Genomic DNA, 15,742 nt, shown 5'->3' on the forward strand with positions numbered 1-15,742 from the left:
GCACTCTCACCAAAAGAATCTAGAGTGGACTGGTGAACAGCCAACACACTTCTCTTCTCGTCGACGTCGACTCAGTGCGCCGCACCGCTGCGGATCGTGGTCTCTCGCTCCCGCCGCTGATCTGGGACGATACCTGCGCTTCGACGAATGACGAACTTGCGCGAGTGGTCCGAGAAGGAGCCGAGGCCGGTTCACCCGTGGCCGAGTTCACCATCCGCGGCACAGATTTTCAGAACGCCGGACACGGCCGTCTGGGCCGGACCTGGACGGTGCCCGCCCGCCGGTCCCTGACCTGGTCGATACTCCTCACTCCACCGGCCGATTTCTCCCAGTGGGGATGGATCCCGCTCATCGCCGGTGAGGCCGTGCACTCCGCCGTCACCGAGGCGGGGGTGCCCGCCGCGATCAAATGGCCCAACGACGTGCTCACCGCCGAGGGCAGAAAGCTGTGCGGGATCCTCGCACGCGTCGAACCCCTGGCCGGCGGACCGCAGATCGTGTTGGGGATGGGGCTGAATACCCGTTCGGAGCCGGCGGATCTGCCGCGGGAGGACGCGAGCTCTCTGGCGATCGAAACCGGAGTCGACGGTTCAGAAATTGATCATGAAGCGTTGCTAGTCTCAATTCTGAGCACATTGATCCCCTGCTACAGAGAGCTGATCGACTTTGGAGATGAGGATTTCCGCGACAGCCGCACAGCGCGGAGAGTGCGTGATCATATGGTGACGCTCGGTTCGAAGGTCCGCGTGGAGAAGCCCGACGGCTCCGACATCATCGGCATCGCCACGGGGCTGGACTCCGGTGCCGACCTCATCATCGACGATCGTGTGTGCTTAAGCGCCGGAGACGTCCATCATCTGCGTCCCGCAGCGTCCCCGACAGCTCGGGGAAGGAGCGATCGCTGATGGCGGTTTCGGACTTCACCGCCGGTTTCGACATCGTCGAACCCGACCAGCTGGGCAGCGCTGAGGTCGCCGACGGCGAAGGCGCCTCCACGGACGGCCAGCTGTCTGACGATGCGGCACAGCCGGAGCGCGAATCCCCAGCCCGCACCGAGGCGGACGACCGATCCGCGGATGCCCTCACCGGCGAAAACGACGAGTCGAGCGCGGATGCCCTGTTGGACGACGTCGCCGACGACGAACCTGTCGGCGGTCTGACAGGCTCCGCTCCGCAGGCGGGTGAGGTCGGGGCTGAGCTCGCCGACGAGGTCACGGCCGATCCGGACCCGGCGTCCGCCGATGCGGCTCCCGCCGACACGGGTTCCGCCGACGCGGAACCCGGCGTCGACGTCGATGAGGATTTCTTCAGCGGACTGCGTGAGGATCCGCGCACCACAGCGCTGCCGATCATCGACGACCCCGACGATGCGGTCGATGATGACGGTCCCGATTTCGACGACACGATCTATGAGACCAGGACCGCGGCCGAACGGCTCGAAGAGATCCTGCTCGACGGCAAGCGCGTGCTCGACCGACGGGAGGCCGCGAAACTCGGTGGGATCTCCACGGTCTCGGCCCGGAAGATGTGGCGGGCACTCGGCATGTCCCAGGCGAAGCCGACGGACAAGGCCTACACCGTCAGCGATGCGCATGCCCTGCGGATCTGGGCCAAACCCGTCGCCGACGGTCTCATCGACCAGACCACCGCACTGTCCCTGGCCCGGGCCATCGGACAGACGACGGACCGCCTCGTCGTCTGGCAGATGGAGACCCTCGTCGAGTTCCTCACCGAGGAGAAGGGGCTGACCGACCCGGAAGCGAGACGGGACGCCCTGGCGGTCGTCGAGGAGATGATCGACCCGCTGCAGAAGATGCTCACCTACTCCTGGCGGCGCAATCTCGCCGACGTCATGGGCCGTCTCAACGTCAATGTCTCCGACGGACTGGCCATGGACAACAGACAGGGCTGGTATGACTCGTCGATGCCGTTGGCTCGCGCCGTCGGGTTCATCGACCTCGTCTCCTTCACCCGTCTGTCGCAGAAGATGGAGCCGCGCCAGTTGGCGGACATGGTCCAGGAGTTCCAGGGCATGGCCTACAACATCGTCGCCACCGGCGGCGGACGGGTCATCAAGACCGTCGGCGATGAAGTGTTCTTCGCCGCGTCGACCCCGCTGGCCGGCGCCGAGATCGCCATGACGCTGATGGAACGTGTCACCGCCGCCGAGGATCTGCCGCAGGCCCGCGTCGGCTTCGTCTGGGGCAGGGTGCTCTCCCGCCTCGGCGATATCTTCGGATCCAGCGTCAACCTCGCCGCGCGTCTGACGGCCGTGGCCGATCCCGGGACGATCTTCACCGACGAGGAGACCGCACGGGTGCTCTCGGCCTCGGATGACTACGTCTTCGAACCGCGGGATTCGATTTCGCTGCACGGACTCGGTGAGACCGCCATCGGTGAGATGAAGCGCGGCACCGCAGCTCAGATGCGCCTCGACCTCGACGACGAACCCGAGAGCTGAGAGAACTCAGAACAGGGCGGAGTCGTCGTCTCCGTCGTCCTCGTCATGGGAGACGATCACGGCGCCTTCGGTGTCGAACTTCGACCGGGCGATCTCATCCTTGGCCTCATCGAGGTCGAGGTCGAGTTCATCGAGGCTCGTGGCCAGTCCCTGCTGACCACGCTGACCCTTGCCGGTCGATCGCTTTCCGCCTGACGTCGCCGCCTTGTGGCCGGTTCCGGAAGCGGCCTCTGCGGTCGCCTCGGCGGAGGCGTCATCGTCGGCGTTCGGAGAATGGTCGTGGGCTTCTGCGCCGCCGAGGCGGGGCAGGGTGCCGATGACATCGATCTTCGACTCCAGCGGCGATCCCGTTCCGTCGCGACGAGACAATTCTGCCGGAAGCTTGCGTGCACCGCCGGCGGTGGCCGCGGCTTGGGGAGAGTCGCCGACCCAGGCCAGCGACAGCTCGGTCTCGCCCTTGAGGAACTTGTGGGCACGCACCCCGGAGGTGGCTCGGCCCTTGGTCGGGAACTCTGAGAATTCGGTGACCTTGATCGAGGACGACGGCGCGCCGTAGAAATTCTCACCGATGGCGATCGTGACGACGGCGAAACTGCCGAGTTCGGCATCCGCGGCACCGTCCTCGTCGGACTTCGCCGCCTTCGGGGTCATTCCGAAGAAGATCACCTTCGCCTCGGCGGCCACCTTGATCCCGGCCACACCGGAGGCGTTCCAGCCCTGCGCACGCAGGCCGGAGGCATCGAAGGCGAGCAGCTGAGCATTCGAGGTCACGAACACGGAGAGGGAATCGTCGATGTCCTCGGGCTGAGCGACTCCGACGACCGAGTCCTTGCCCTTGAGCGTGATGGTCTCCCACTCGTTCTTGTTCGGCCGACCGGCCACCGACACCCTCTTGACGACGCCCTCGGCGGTGCCGAGCACGAATTCGCGGTCGAGGTCGATCAGGCCGATGATCTTCTCGTTCTTCTCCAGCGCCGCGTACTCGGCGATCTTCACTCCGCCAGCGACATTGGGTCGTGCCGCGGCCGGCGGCAGGGCCGGCAGATCGACGACATCGACCATGTGCAGACGACCGGTGGTGGTGATGGCACCGACCTTGCCCTGGGTGGTGGTGACGATCTCGGAGACCAGCGCATCATGGCTGGAGCGTCGACCCTCGCGTGCCAGCGGAACGGCATCCGAGGTCCGCGCAATGCGTCCGGAGGTCGACAGCAGCACCCGGCAGGGGGAATCGGCGATCTTGAGGTTCGTCGGAGCCTTCTTGCCCTTGGCCGTCAGCTCCTTCATCGACCCCTCGATGAGGACGGTGCGGCGAGGCGAGCCGATGATCTCGGCGGTGGACTCGAGCTCGGCGGCGACGAGCTCACGCAGCTTCGCCTCATCGGCCAGCAGCGATTCGAGGTAGTCGATTCTCTTCTTCAGCTCGTCACGTTCGGCCTCGAGTTCGAGACGGGAGAACTTCGTGAGTCGACGCAGCTGCAGATCGAGGATGTACGTCGCCTGCAGCTCGGAGAGCTCGAAGACGTCCATGAGGCGGGTGCGCGCCGTGGCCGCATCATCCGAGGAGCGGATGAGCTGGATGACCTCATCGATGTCGAGGATCGCAATGAGCAGACCCTCGACGAGGTGTAGTCGATCCTTGGCCTTGCGCAGCTGGAAGACCGTGCGCCTGCGCACCACGTCGATGCGGTGGGAGAGGTAGACCATGAGCAGATCGCGCAGTCCCAGGGTCGAGGGCTGACCCTCGACGAGGCAGACGTTGTTGATGCCGAAGGACTCCTCGAGCGGAGTCTGCCGGTAGAGCTCGGCGAGCACCGCCTCGGGGTTGAAGCCGTTCTTGATGCCGATGACCAGCCGCAGTCCGTTCTTGCGGTCCGAATAGTCGTCGATCGAGGCGATTCCGGTCAGCTTCTTCGCCCCGACCGCGTCCTTGACCTTCGACACGACCTTCTCCGGTCCCACGAGATAGGGCAGTTCGGTGACGACGATGCCCTTGCGGCGGGCACTGATGTTCTCGATGGAGACGGTGGCGCGGGTGCGGAACGTGCCGCGCCCGGTCTCATAGGCCTCGCGCACTCCGTCGAGACCGATGATCCGTCCGCCGGTGGGCAGGTCCGGGCCGGGGATGAAGCGCATGAGCTCCGAGAGCCCGGCGTCGGGATTGCGGATGAGGTGGGCGCAGGCGGCGATGACTTCCCCGGGGTTGTGCGGGGCCATGTTCGTGGCCATGCCCACAGCGATGCCCGAGGCGCCGTTGATGAGCAGGTTCGGGAAGGCGCTGGGCAGAACCTCCGGCTGGGTCAGCGTGTTGTCGTAGTTCGGCACGAAGTCGACGACATCTTCGTCGAGTCCGGCGATCATGTGCATCGACGCCGTCGTCAGCCGGGCCTCCGTATAGCGCGGGGCAGCGGGACCGTCGTCGAGGGAACCGAAGTTGCCGTGGCCGTCGACGAGCGGCACACGCATGATGAAGTCCTGGCTCAGTCGCACCAGAGCGTCGTAGATCGCCGAATCGCCGTGCGGGTGGAGCTTGCCCATGACATCGCCGACGATGCGGGAGGACTTCACATGTCCGCGGTCCGGCCGCAGCCCCATATCGCCCATCTGGTAGACGATTCGACGCTGGACGGGTTTGAGACCGTCTCGGGCATCGGGCAGAGCACGGGAGTAGATGACCGAATACGCATACTCGAGGTACGAGCTCTCCATCTCTGAGGAGACGTCGACTTCGATGACTCTGCCTTCGGGCATGGAACTCCTTTGACGCACGAACTGTTCGATTCGAACACCCGCCCGCGCCGAAGCCGGACCTCAGCGGGGGAGGGCACCCGTCGATTCTAGCGTTCGATTTGCGAACTCCCGCTCAATCGAGCGATCCCGGAGGGTCCGTGTCGGAGCTCAGGCACTGTCGCGGCTGCCGCGCAGCCACTGGAAGAACTCCTTGAGGTACGCCTCGACATGCGAACGATCCGCGGTGCCGGCGACGAGTTCGCTGACCATCATGCCCGCGACCGAGCTGTTGACCCGCTGGGCGTATTCGGCGTCGATGCCGGCGAACCGCATGATGAACTCCTTGATCGCGCGGAGGTTCTTCTCCTTGGCGACGACTGCCTCGGGCGGCAGCGCCGGATCCAGGCTGAGCATCGTCATCGTGTAGAACCGGTTGCGGTCGGTGGTCAGCCAGTTCATGCAGAAGTCGATGGCGACTTCGATGGCATCGGCGCCCGGGGCAGCCACGAGTTCCGGCAGGCGTTCGAGCTGCTGGGAGTTGAGTTCTCCGATGCGCTCCATGATTCCGGTGATCAGGGCATCGCGGGTGCGGTAGACATTCGAAGTCGACCCCACCGGCAGTTCGGCCAGGGCGTCGACCGCCCTGTGTGTGAGTCCGCGGACTCCTTGTTCGGCGACTACGGCGATCGCGGAGTCGGTGACGACGTCTCTGCGCGAAATCATGACTGTGAGGCCTCGCTCTCGTGGGACACCCGCTGACCGCGGACGCCTGGGACGGTGGATGGCCAGTGACTGGCCACAGACAGTGGCCACTGGAGCGGCCACTCATTAAAACACGAATTCATAACATTTCGTGGTGAACGGATACAGACACTACCCGTCAAGTCTGCGAATTGGTATAAGACGCGCCAATACAGCGCTCTGACGGTGAAATTCGAAGACAGCCTGCGGCGGGCGTGGATTCTCCTTTCAGCTGGGCGGGTGTCTGCTCCGACCCGTCTCAGCTCAGCAGTCGGCGGGTGCCGTCGATGCGGGTGGGGTCGGGCAGCAGATCGACACGGGCGCTGAGCACATGCCCCTCGGTCTCCGTAGCGATCATCGGATGGATGACGAGTTCGAGGATCTGCGGATGACGTTCGACGAGCACCGAGAGCCTTTCGAGGACGTCGATGAGCGGGTCGATGTTCATCGGCGGAAGACCACGGTAGCCGAACAGGCGCGGGGAGGCTTTGACCGTGCGGATCATGTCGTCGGCCTCCCGATCCGTCAGCGGCGCGACCCGGTGCGAGACGTCGCCGAGCAGCTCGGTCGTGTCCCCGGCCAGAGAGAAGGACAGCAGCGGTCCGAGGAGGGGGTCCTCGCCGGCGCGGATGACACACGGGACACCGTGGGGGGCCATGGCCTGAACGTCGACGAGGGGTTCGTCGTCGCCGATCACCTGGGTGATGATCCGCTGCACGGCAGCGAAGTCCTCGGCCAGTTCTTCGGGCGAATCGATGTTCAGGCGCACCCCGCCGAGCTCCATGCGGTGCCGGAGCACGTTCGTCACCGCCTTCAGCGCCACGGGATAGCCGATCTTCTCGGCGGCGGCGAGCCCCTCGTCGACCGAGGCAGCAGTGATATAAGGCAGGACCTCGATCCCGTAGGCGCGGAGCAGCTCTCTCGTAGCATCGCGTTCGAGGCGAACCGGTGTGCCCAGCGGCGCCCCGTCGAGAGCCGAATCGATGATCGAACGCACCGCTTTGTCGTCGATGTCGTCGAGTTCGACGTACCGACCGTGGTCGGCGGCGCGCCAACGCGAGTAGTCTGTCGCCCTGGCCAGCGCCCACACGGCATCCTCCGGGCCGATGTAGCTGGGCACCGTGCGGGAGACGCGGTTGCCGTCCTGGTCCTTGAGGTAGCTGGTCAGTTCGTCGCGGACACCTTGAATGCCGAGGAAGCAGGCCACAGTGGTCTTCTCCGACTGTGCGGCGGCCTCGGACAGCAGCGCGGCGATCTCCGACTCCTCGGCTCCCGCCGACGGGGTGAAGGTGACGATGACCGAGTCGACGTCGTCGCGGGCATACATCGCATCGAGTTCGGTCCGGAAGGTCTCCGCATCGACCTCGGGGTGCAGGGACACGGGCTCGGTGTCGACGCGCAGACCCTCAGAACGGGCGCGCTGCATGATCAGGGTGCTCATAGCCGCAGAGTTACCGATGACCCCCACCCGTCGGCCCGGCGGCAGCTCCTGAGTCGAGAACACCTGGGTGAGGTCGAAGAGCTGGTGGATCGTATCCGCGCGGATCACTCCCGCCTGCTCGAGCACCTGGTCGAGGGTGTTCGGCGCCAGGGACGAGGTGCGCACGATATGCCCGGGCGGCAGCTCCCGCCCCGTGAGGTCGGACTTGATGACGACGACGGGTTTGACGCGGGAGACTCGACGGGCGATGCGCGAGAACTTGCGCGGATTGCCGATGGATTCGAGATAGAGACCGACGGTCTGCGTGGCTGGATCCTCCTCCCAGTACTGGAGGAGGTCGTTGCCTGAGAGGTCGGCGCGGTTGCCTGCGGAGACGAAGGTGGAGATGCCCAAGCCGCGAGTCTTCGCTGCCGCGAGCAGGGCGGTGCCCAGCGCCCCGGACTGGCTGAAGAGGCCGAGCGTACCGGACGCCGGGAGGAACGGGGCCAGGGAGGCGTTGAGCGAGATGTCGACGGCCTCGTTGACCAGCCCGAAGGAGTTCGGCCCGACCACACGCATTCCGTAGGCGCGGGAAGTTGCGACCATGCGGCGCTGGAGCTCGGCTCCTTCGGGACCGGTCTCGGCGAATCCGGAGGAGATGACGAGCACGGCTTTGACCCCGTGCACGGCGCAGTCCTTGACCACCTCGGTGACGGATTCGGCCGGAACGGCGATGACCGCGAGGTCGGCCTTGCCCGGCAGCGCGTCGAGGCTCGGATACGCCTGGACTCCGGCGATCTGATCGGCTTCGGGGTGGACGACCCACAGGTCGCCGGTGAACTTCGCGGCCGTGATGTTGCGGATGAGCAGATGGCCGGTGGAGTTGCGTTTGCGGCTGGCGCCGATCACCGCCACCGAGGTGGGGTGGAGGACCGTGCGCACGCTCAGGGCCTCGGCCCTGTGCTCCCGAGACGCCTGCACTTCGATGGACCGTGCCGTGGGATCGATATCGAAGTTCACGGCTACGACGCCGTCGTCGAATCCGCGGGAGACTTCGTAGCCGGCGGCCTGGAAGACCTGCAGCATCGAACGGTTCTGGGGCAGCACCTCGGCGGTGAAGCGCTGGATCCCGGATTCGCGCGCGGCCGCGGCCAAGTGCTCCAGCAGGATCGAACCGATCCCGCGGCCCTGGTGGGCATCAGCGATGTTGAACGCCACCTCGGCGTCGGTGTCGCTGATCCGGTCGAAGCGACCGACGCCGATGATGTCATCGCCGATGAGCATGATCAGAGCCACCCGGTCGCGGTGGTCGACGTTGACGAAGCGATCGAGATCGCGCTGCGGCAGCCGAGGCAGCGGAGCGAAGAAGCGCAGATAGACGGATTCCGGTGACTGGGCCTCGTGCATGCGGGCCAGGGCAGCGGCATCGTCGGGGGTGATCGGACGCAGATGGGCGGTGCCGCCGTCACGGAGGACGACATCGGCTTCCCACCCGGCAGGATAGTCTTCCATGGTTCCAGCATATGCGTCGGACGCCCGGTTATGGCGGTCCTCGCTGGGATGTGTCAGGGGAGTGGGGCACAATGGTGGGCATGGCATTACCCGAGGTTCTCGTTCACGATCTGCAGTCGGCCGGCTACTACCCGCAGCTCACTCAAGGCATACTCGCCGACTCTCTCTACGACGAACCGGTGCTGGCTCACTTCGTCCACATCGACACCCATGTCGACATCGAATCCATCCACCGGCATGTGACCGCCTTCGTGCTCACCGAGACCCGACTGCTGTTGGCCCATGTCGATGACGATCCGAACGCGGAACCCGGTTCCAAGCCGCGCGCGGTCACGAGCAGCGAGGACATCGAACTCGATCGCCTGGGCACCGTGATGGTCGGCCGCACCTTCGCCGATCCCGCCGCCTTCGAACCCGGTGACAAGCCAGTCGAGGTCTCGCTGACGATGTCCTGGGGCGCGTCGAAGCGCTTCGAGGCGTTCCCCGAGACCTGCGGAGATCCCAACTGCGTGGGCGATCACGGATACGGCGGATCGATCTTCGCCGAGGATGTCATGCTCCGGGTCTCGGCCGAAGCCGAGGGGCAGGCCGCCGTCGACCGCATGACCGACTTCGCCGGGAAGCTGCGTGCCGCGGTCTTCCACGCCCGGCTGCGGTCGCGTCGCTGATGATCGAGGACTCGACGCGGCACGGACTGCCGTCCCCATCCGATGCTGAGCCATTGGGGCCTCCGGACTATGCCGGACCGATGCTCTCCGATGTCGTCCCCGCTGCGGCGCTGGGACTCGGTGCGGCCGAGGCCCTCGACGGGCCGATGTCCGATCGTGCCCGTGCACTCGGGCTCGACCGGGAATCCCGGGCGACGATCGTCGTGCTCATCGACGGTCTCGGCGAGCAGCAGCTGCGCCGCTACAGCGGATACACTCCCTTCTTCCGGTCACAGGCCGGGACTCGCCGGACACTGTCTGCCGGGTTCCCGTCGACGACGGCGAACTCCCTGTCATCTCTGGCCACGGGGCGCCTGCCCGGTGCACACGGAGTGGTCGGCTACCGTGTGCTCGACCCGGAGAAGGACGCGGTGTTCAACCAGCTGACGTGGAACCTCGACGTCGACCCGGTCGCCTGGGTTCCCGATGCGACGCTCTTCGAACGCCTCACGGATGCCGGGATCGATGTGGTCAGCCTCGGCGAGAAGAAGTTCGCCGGGCGCGGGCTCAACCGGGCATCGCTGCGCGGCGGCCGATTCCGGGACTCGAAGACCCTGGAAGAACGCTGCGCCCAGGCCCTGGCCGAGGCGAAGGCTCCCGGTCGCCGCCTCGTCTACCTCTACTGGGGCAACCTCGACAAGACCGGGCATGTGCACGGTGCGGACTCCGCTGCCTGGACCGAAGAGCTCGAACGCGTCGATCTCGCTCTGTCCCGACTCGCCTCCGACCTGCCGCACGACGCGACCATGCTCATCACCGCCGACCACGGAATGGTCGACGTCGACCACGAACGTCGTCTCGACCTCGCCGAGCTTCCCGAGCTCAAGGCCGGTCTGCGCCACGTCGGCGGAGAGCCGCGAGCACTGCACCTCTACGCCGCTGACGGCGCCGAGGCGGACGTGCTCTCGGCTTGGCAGGAGACGATCGGCGACCGCGGGCTCATTCTGTCGAAGTCCGCGGCGATCGCCCGCGGGTACTTCGGGCCCGTCGCCCCGCACGTCCAACCGCGGATCGGGGACTTCCTCGTCATCTGCACCGACGGCTTCGCCGTGGTCGATTCGGATGTGGAATCCGCCTCGGCGCTGGCGCTCATCGGCCACCACGGCTCCACCACGGAGCAGGAACTGCAGATCCCGCTCCTTTTCGTCTGAACCCCCACGATAGGATGGCGCACGTGACTTTTCCTCGAATCGGTGTCATTGGCGGCGGTCAATTGGCACGCATGCTCGCCCCCGCCGCAGAAGCCCTCGGCGTCCGCTTCTCCGTTCTCGCGGAGACCGCCGACGCCCCCGCCACGCAGGTCATCAGTGAGGTGACCGTCGGTGACTACACGGACTATCCGACGCTCAAGGCCTTCGCTGAGACCGTCGACGTCATCACCTTCGACCACGAACACGTCCCGCCGGAGCACCTGCAGGCCCTCGTCGAGGCCGGACACGCTGTGCGCCCGGGGCCCGATGCCCTCATCTTCGCCCAGGACAAGATCCGGATGCGCAGGAGGATGGACGAACTCGGTCTGCCCAACCCCGCCTGGGCGGAGGTCACCTCGGCCGCCGATGTCGAGGCGTTCGCAGCTCGCGTCGGATACCCCTTCATCCTCAAGACACCCCGCGGCGGCTATGACGGCAAGGGCGTGCGCGTCATCGACAACCTCGACGAGGCCGTCGAATGGCTGAACGAGGTTCCTCAGCTGCTCGCCGAGGAGAAGGTCGACTTCACCCGCGAGCTCGCCGTCATGGTCGGGCGCTCCCCGATGGGGCAGACCGCCGTGTGGCCGGTCGTCGAGACCTGGCAGCAGAACGGCGTGTGCAAGGAGGCCATCGCCCCGGCGCCGGATCTGTCCGGGGAGAAGGCGCGGGGCATCACCGAAGCGATCCTCACCGTCGCCGGCACCCTCGAGGTCACCGGCGTCATGGCGATGGAGATGTTCGAGACCGAGGAGGGCTTCCTCATCAACGAATTCGCGATGCGCCCGCACAATACGGGGCACTGGACCCAGGACGGAGCGGTGACGAGCCAATTCGAGCAGCACCTCCGCGCGGTCCTCGACCTTCCCCTCGGCAGCCCCGCGGCACGGGAGGACGTGTCCGTGATGGTCAACATCCTCGGCGCCGATCACGACGACCTCTATCAGCCGTACCTGCACGTCATGGCCCACGATCCGGCTGTGAAGGTCCACCTCTACGGCAAGGGCGTACGGCCGGGGCGGAAGGTCGGCCACGTCAATGCCTACGGCGAGGATCGGCAGCTCGTGCTCGCCCGTGCGCGGCATGCCGCGAACTTCATCGCCGGCGTCGATGTCGATCCGCACCCGCAGATGCCCGCTCCGGAGGACCTCCGGGCCGAGGGCGAATCCGGCACACGCTGAGTTCCGGAATCACCCGCCACCCATCCGCACCGACGGATTCCAACCGCCTGCAACGAAGGAAGCACAGATGACCACAGAGAACGAAGGCTCCACTGACAAGGCGGCTGCCGTCGGCATCGTCATGGGCTCGGACTCGGACTGGCCGACGATGAAGGCCGCCGCCGATGCCCTCGACGAGCTCGGCATCGACTCGAGTGCCGAGGTGGTCTCCGCTCACCGGATGCCCGAGGACATGGTCGCCTGGGCGAAATCCGCGGCCGACCGCGGCATCCGTGTGATCATTGCCGGTGCCGGGGGAGCGGCGCACCTGCCCGGGATGATCGCGTCGATGACCTCGCTTCCGGTCATCGGTGTTCCCGTGCCCCTGAAGCACCTCGATGGAATGGACTCGCTGCTGTCCATCGTGCAGATGCCCGGCGGGGTTCCCGTGGCCACCGTATCGATCGGCGGCGCGAAGAACGCCGGCCTGCTGGCGGCGCGCATCCTCGGGGCAGGTCACGGTGTCGAAGCCGAGGCTCTGCGCACCCGGCTCGACGACTATCGGAGCCAGCTGCGGCAGGTCGCTCTCGACAAAGGGCGGGCGCTGCAGGAATAATAGAGCTTGCTGAACGTTTGATAAGTCTGAGGAGAATGATGTTCGACCTGTACCAGCCCAGCGACGAGCACGAAGAGATCCGCGCCGCGGTCCGCAACGTCGTCGAGAAGAAGATCGCGCCGTTCGCAGCCGAAGTCGATGCGGACTCCCGCTACCCGCAGGAAGCGCACGAGGCCCTCGTCGAGACGGACTTCTTCGCGGCGCACATCCCCGAAGAATACGGGGGCATGGGCGCCGATGCGCTGGCAGTGGCGATCATCATCGAAGAGGTCGCACGCGGCTGCGTCTCGTCATCGCTCATTCCGGCTGTGAACAAGCTCGGCAGCATGCCAGTCCAGCTCGGCGGGAGCGAAGAGATCAAGAAGAAGTACTTCCCGTCCGTGGCCGCCGGGGAAGCCGGATTCTCCTACGGGCTGTCCGAGCGTGAAGCCGGATCCGACACCGCATCGATGAAGACCCGTGCCGAACGCGACGGCGACGACTGGATCCTCAACGGCGTCAAGACCTGGATCACGAATGCCGGAGTCTCCGACTACTACACGGTGATGGCCGTGACCGACCCCGACGGAGCACGCGGGCGCAACATCTCCGCCTTCGTCGTCGAGAAGTCCGATGAGGGCTTCACCTTCGGCGAGAAGGAGCGCAAGCTCGGCATCAAGGGCTCGCCCACCCGGGAGCTCCTCTTCGACAATGTCCGCCTGCCCGGTGATCGCATCGTCGGCGAGCCCGGGGAGGGGCTGAAGATCGCCCTGCGCACCCTTGACCACACCCGTGTCACGATCGCCGCGCAGGCCGTCGGCGTCGCTCAGGGCGCGCTCGACTACGCCCTTGCCTACGTCAAGGACCGGCAGCAGTTCGGAAAGTCGATCGCCGACAATCAGGCGATCCAGTTCATGCTCGCCGATATGGGCATGAAGCTCGAGGCTGCTCGTCAGCTCACCTACACCGCCGCCGCCAAGAGCGAACGCGGCGATGACGACCTCACCTACTTCGGTGCCGCCGCGAAGGCCTTCGCCTCCGATGCCGCGATGGAGATCACCACGGATGCCGTGCAGCTGCTCGGCGGAGCCGGCTACGTCGTCGACCACCCGGTGGAGCGGATGATGCGGGATGCGAAGATCACGCAGATCTACGAAGGCACCAACCAGATCCAGCGCATGGTGATGGGGCGCAAGCTCCTCGCCTGAGTCGGATTTTCCGAACTCTTCGCCGCAGGCCGTGTACGGTGTCGGCCGGTCGGTGACGAACGGGCGTGGCAGATTCCCCGGGTGGGAGTCTGTCGCGCCCGCTCTTCTGCCTGTGAAGAATCGCACACGCGAAGAATGCGACATGCGCGGCGCGGATGTGCCGGAAACGCCGGTTCTCACGCGACACAATAGGTGAACACAGTGGACTCTGAAGTGACTTTGGCACAGTTGTCTGCTGTGGGCATTCGACGGGGCGAGGCGACCTGTGCGTGGCTTCGCGCGGATGTCGACGCCGGAATCAGTCCGTGAGCAGAGCCCGAAGCGAAGGGAAGTCAGTGGCCGAAACGAGATATGTGGACCCGATCCGCCACCCGTCGTATGCTTCGCAGCCGACGCGTGATGTGCGGGCGTGGCTTCTGCTGCTCGTCACGGCCCTCGTGCCCGGGGGAGTGCAGCTTCTCTTCGGCAACCGCCGTTGGGCGAAGATCGCTTTGTCGATCACTGCCATCAGCTGGATCCTGGCTCTCATCGCCGGTGTGATCGTCCTCATCAATCGGACGTTCCTCTTCACGATCGGCACGAACCTCTTCATCCTCACCTTCCTGACCATCTGGGTGCCCGTCATCGCGATCAACTGGGCGGTGTGTCTCTTGGACACCCTGCGCCGCATCCGGATCGTCACGATCTCCCGGAAGGCACGCAAACGCTTCGTGGCGGCCTTCTGCGCCCTCCTGCTCATCGTTGTGGGCCCCCTGGCCTGGGGGACGACGATTCTCAACTCGCAGCGCGGTCTGATGAGCGACCTGTTCGCCTCGGGCAAGGCGCTCAAGCCCGTCGACGGCCGGTACAACATCCTGCTGCTGGGATCGGATGCCGGAAAGGGGCGGACGGGTATCCGCCCGGATTCCCTGTCGCTGGTCTCGATCGATGCGAAGACCGGCAAGTCCGTCATCATCGGTCTGCCCCGCAATATGGAGAATGTGCCGTTCCCCGACGACTCTCCGCTGCACAAGCACTACCCGCAGGGGTACAACTGCGGAGACGAATGTCTGCTCAACGCCGTCTTCCAGCAGGGCGAGCAGCACAAGGACGAGTTCGAGGATCCGAAGACAGCCGGCGAGCAGGCGACGATGGACGCCGTCTCGGGTGTCACCGGTCTCGAGGTCCAGTACTACGCGATGATCAATCTCAAGGGGTTCGAGAACCTCATCGACTCCCTCGGTGGAATCACCCTCGTCTCCGGCAAGCGGGTGCCGATCTCGTCGAAGGTCGATCCGACCACGGGCCAGCATGGGCCGGTCAAGGGGTGGATCGAACCGGGCAAGCAGAAGCTCGACGGCTTCCACGCGCTGTGGTTCGCGCGCTCCCGGGAATTCTCCAGCGACTATGAGCGGATGATCCGTCAGCGCTGCGTGCAGACGGCGATGGTCAAACAGCTCGACCCGGCCACCGTGCTCACTCGCTATCAGTCGATCGCGAAAGCCACTCCGGGGGCCGTGTCGACGGACATCCCGTCGTCTCAGGTGGATTCGTTCGTCGACCTCGCACTCAAGGTGAAGTCGCAGAAGATCGAATCAATTGATCTCACCCCGCCGCGTATCACTCCGTCGCGGCCCGACTTCGATGTGGCACATCAGCTGGTAGCCGATAAGATCGAGGAGTCGTCGAAATCCTCGGCCGAGGACAACGGCGCGTTCTCGGTTCCCGAAAGCGATCTGTCAGCTGCTGCGGGAGTCGATGCGGAACTCGATCCGAACCCCGGTTCAGGGCCGCAGCTGCTGGCACAGGGTGCCGGCGACTCCTCTTCTGACAACGGCGAAGAAGCCGACGCAAAGGCGATCTGCTACGTGCCATGAGGCGCTGCTGTGGGCCTGGTCGCGACGAGTCCGATGACCGAATCGATCGATCCCATGACCGTTCCGGGAAAATCTTTTGCTCGGTGTGTCCCTTGCCAATACTGGGAACCACACTCGTGTAATTAGAATATTCTGCTCTGTGGCTAGTCTGACACGCCGAAAATG

General features: G+C 65.5%; 11 protein-coding genes. 8 read left to right on the forward strand and 3 right to left on the reverse strand.

The genetic code is table 11. The features are described from left to right. The first annotated feature begins 32 nt into the window (after nt 1–32). Nucleotides 33–905 (forward strand): biotin--[acetyl-CoA-carboxylase] ligase, encoded by an 873-nt coding sequence (locus AD89_RS0103110; RefSeq protein WP_025777144.1) that lies wholly within the window; start codon nt 33–35, stop codon nt 903–905. After that, entirely contained in the window at nt 905–2,461 is a 1,557-nt protein-coding gene (locus tag AD89_RS0103115; RefSeq protein WP_025777145.1) for an adenylate/guanylate cyclase domain-containing protein, read from the forward strand. The genes AD89_RS0103110 and AD89_RS0103115 overlap by 1 nt, the downstream gene beginning before the upstream one ends. 6 nt (nt 2,462–2,467) lie before the next feature. On the opposite strand, the gene AD89_RS0103120 is transcribed toward AD89_RS0103115, so the two are convergent. The 3 genes from AD89_RS0103120 to AD89_RS0103130 all read right to left on the reverse strand — a co-directional run bounded on the left by AD89_RS0103120 (nt 2,468) and on the right by AD89_RS0103130 (nt 8,864). Further along, entirely contained in the window at nt 2,468–5,212 is a 2,745-nt protein-coding gene (locus AD89_RS0103120; protein ID WP_025777146.1) for a DNA gyrase/topoisomerase IV subunit A, read from the reverse strand. 147 nt (nt 5,213–5,359) lie between these two features. Beyond that, nucleotides 5,360–5,914 (reverse strand): TetR/AcrR family transcriptional regulator, encoded by a 555-nt coding sequence (locus AD89_RS0103125; protein ID WP_025777147.1) that lies wholly within the window; start codon nt 5,912–5,914, stop codon nt 5,360–5,362. Between the two features lie 277 nt (nt 5,915–6,191). Continuing rightward, nucleotides 6,192–8,864, reverse strand: coding sequence for a bifunctional acetate--CoA ligase family protein/GNAT family N-acetyltransferase (locus AD89_RS0103130; protein WP_025777148.1), 2,673 nt, complete (start codon nt 8,862–8,864; stop codon nt 6,192–6,194). A gap of 80 nt (nt 8,865–8,944) precedes the next feature. Between AD89_RS0103130 and AD89_RS0103135 the strand changes: the two genes are divergently transcribed. The 6 genes from AD89_RS0103135 (at nt 8,945) to AD89_RS0103160 (ending at nt 15,577) form a co-directional block, all read left to right on the forward strand. Next, a complete protein-coding gene (locus AD89_RS0103135) occupies nt 8,945–9,532 on the forward strand; it encodes a DUF5998 family protein (RefSeq protein WP_025777149.1) in 588 nt (195 codons plus the stop codon). Further along, entirely contained in the window at nt 9,532–10,722 is a 1,191-nt protein-coding gene (locus AD89_RS0103140) for an alkaline phosphatase family protein (RefSeq protein WP_051505008.1), read from the forward strand. The genes AD89_RS0103135 and AD89_RS0103140 overlap by 1 nt, the downstream gene beginning before the upstream one ends. Nucleotides 10,723–10,736: 14 nt before the next feature. After that, nucleotides 10,737–11,939 (forward strand): 5-(carboxyamino)imidazole ribonucleotide synthase, encoded by a 1,203-nt coding sequence (locus AD89_RS0103145; protein WP_081770317.1) that lies wholly within the window; start codon nt 10,737–10,739, stop codon nt 11,937–11,939. A 67-nt stretch (nt 11,940–12,006) separates the two neighbouring features. Continuing rightward, the gene (gene purE / locus AD89_RS0103150) at nt 12,007–12,534 is read left to right on the forward strand and encodes a 5-(carboxyamino)imidazole ribonucleotide mutase (protein ID WP_025777152.1); all 528 of its coding nucleotides are present in this window, start codon (nt 12,007–12,009) and stop codon (nt 12,532–12,534) included. A gap of 38 nt (nt 12,535–12,572) precedes the next feature. Continuing rightward, a complete protein-coding gene (locus tag AD89_RS0103155) occupies nt 12,573–13,721 on the forward strand; it encodes an acyl-CoA dehydrogenase family protein (RefSeq protein WP_035319754.1) in 1,149 nt (382 codons plus the stop codon). Nucleotides 13,722–14,056: 335 nt separating this feature from the next. After that, entirely contained in the window at nt 14,057–15,577 is a 1,521-nt protein-coding gene (locus tag AD89_RS0103160; protein ID WP_025777154.1) for an LCP family protein, read from the forward strand. Nucleotides 15,578–15,742 lie beyond the last annotated feature (165 nt).

It is taken from the genome of Brevibacterium sp. VCM10 (assembly GCF_000583215.1).
GTDB lineage: Bacteria > Actinomycetota > Actinomycetes > Actinomycetales > Brevibacteriaceae > Brevibacterium > Brevibacterium linens.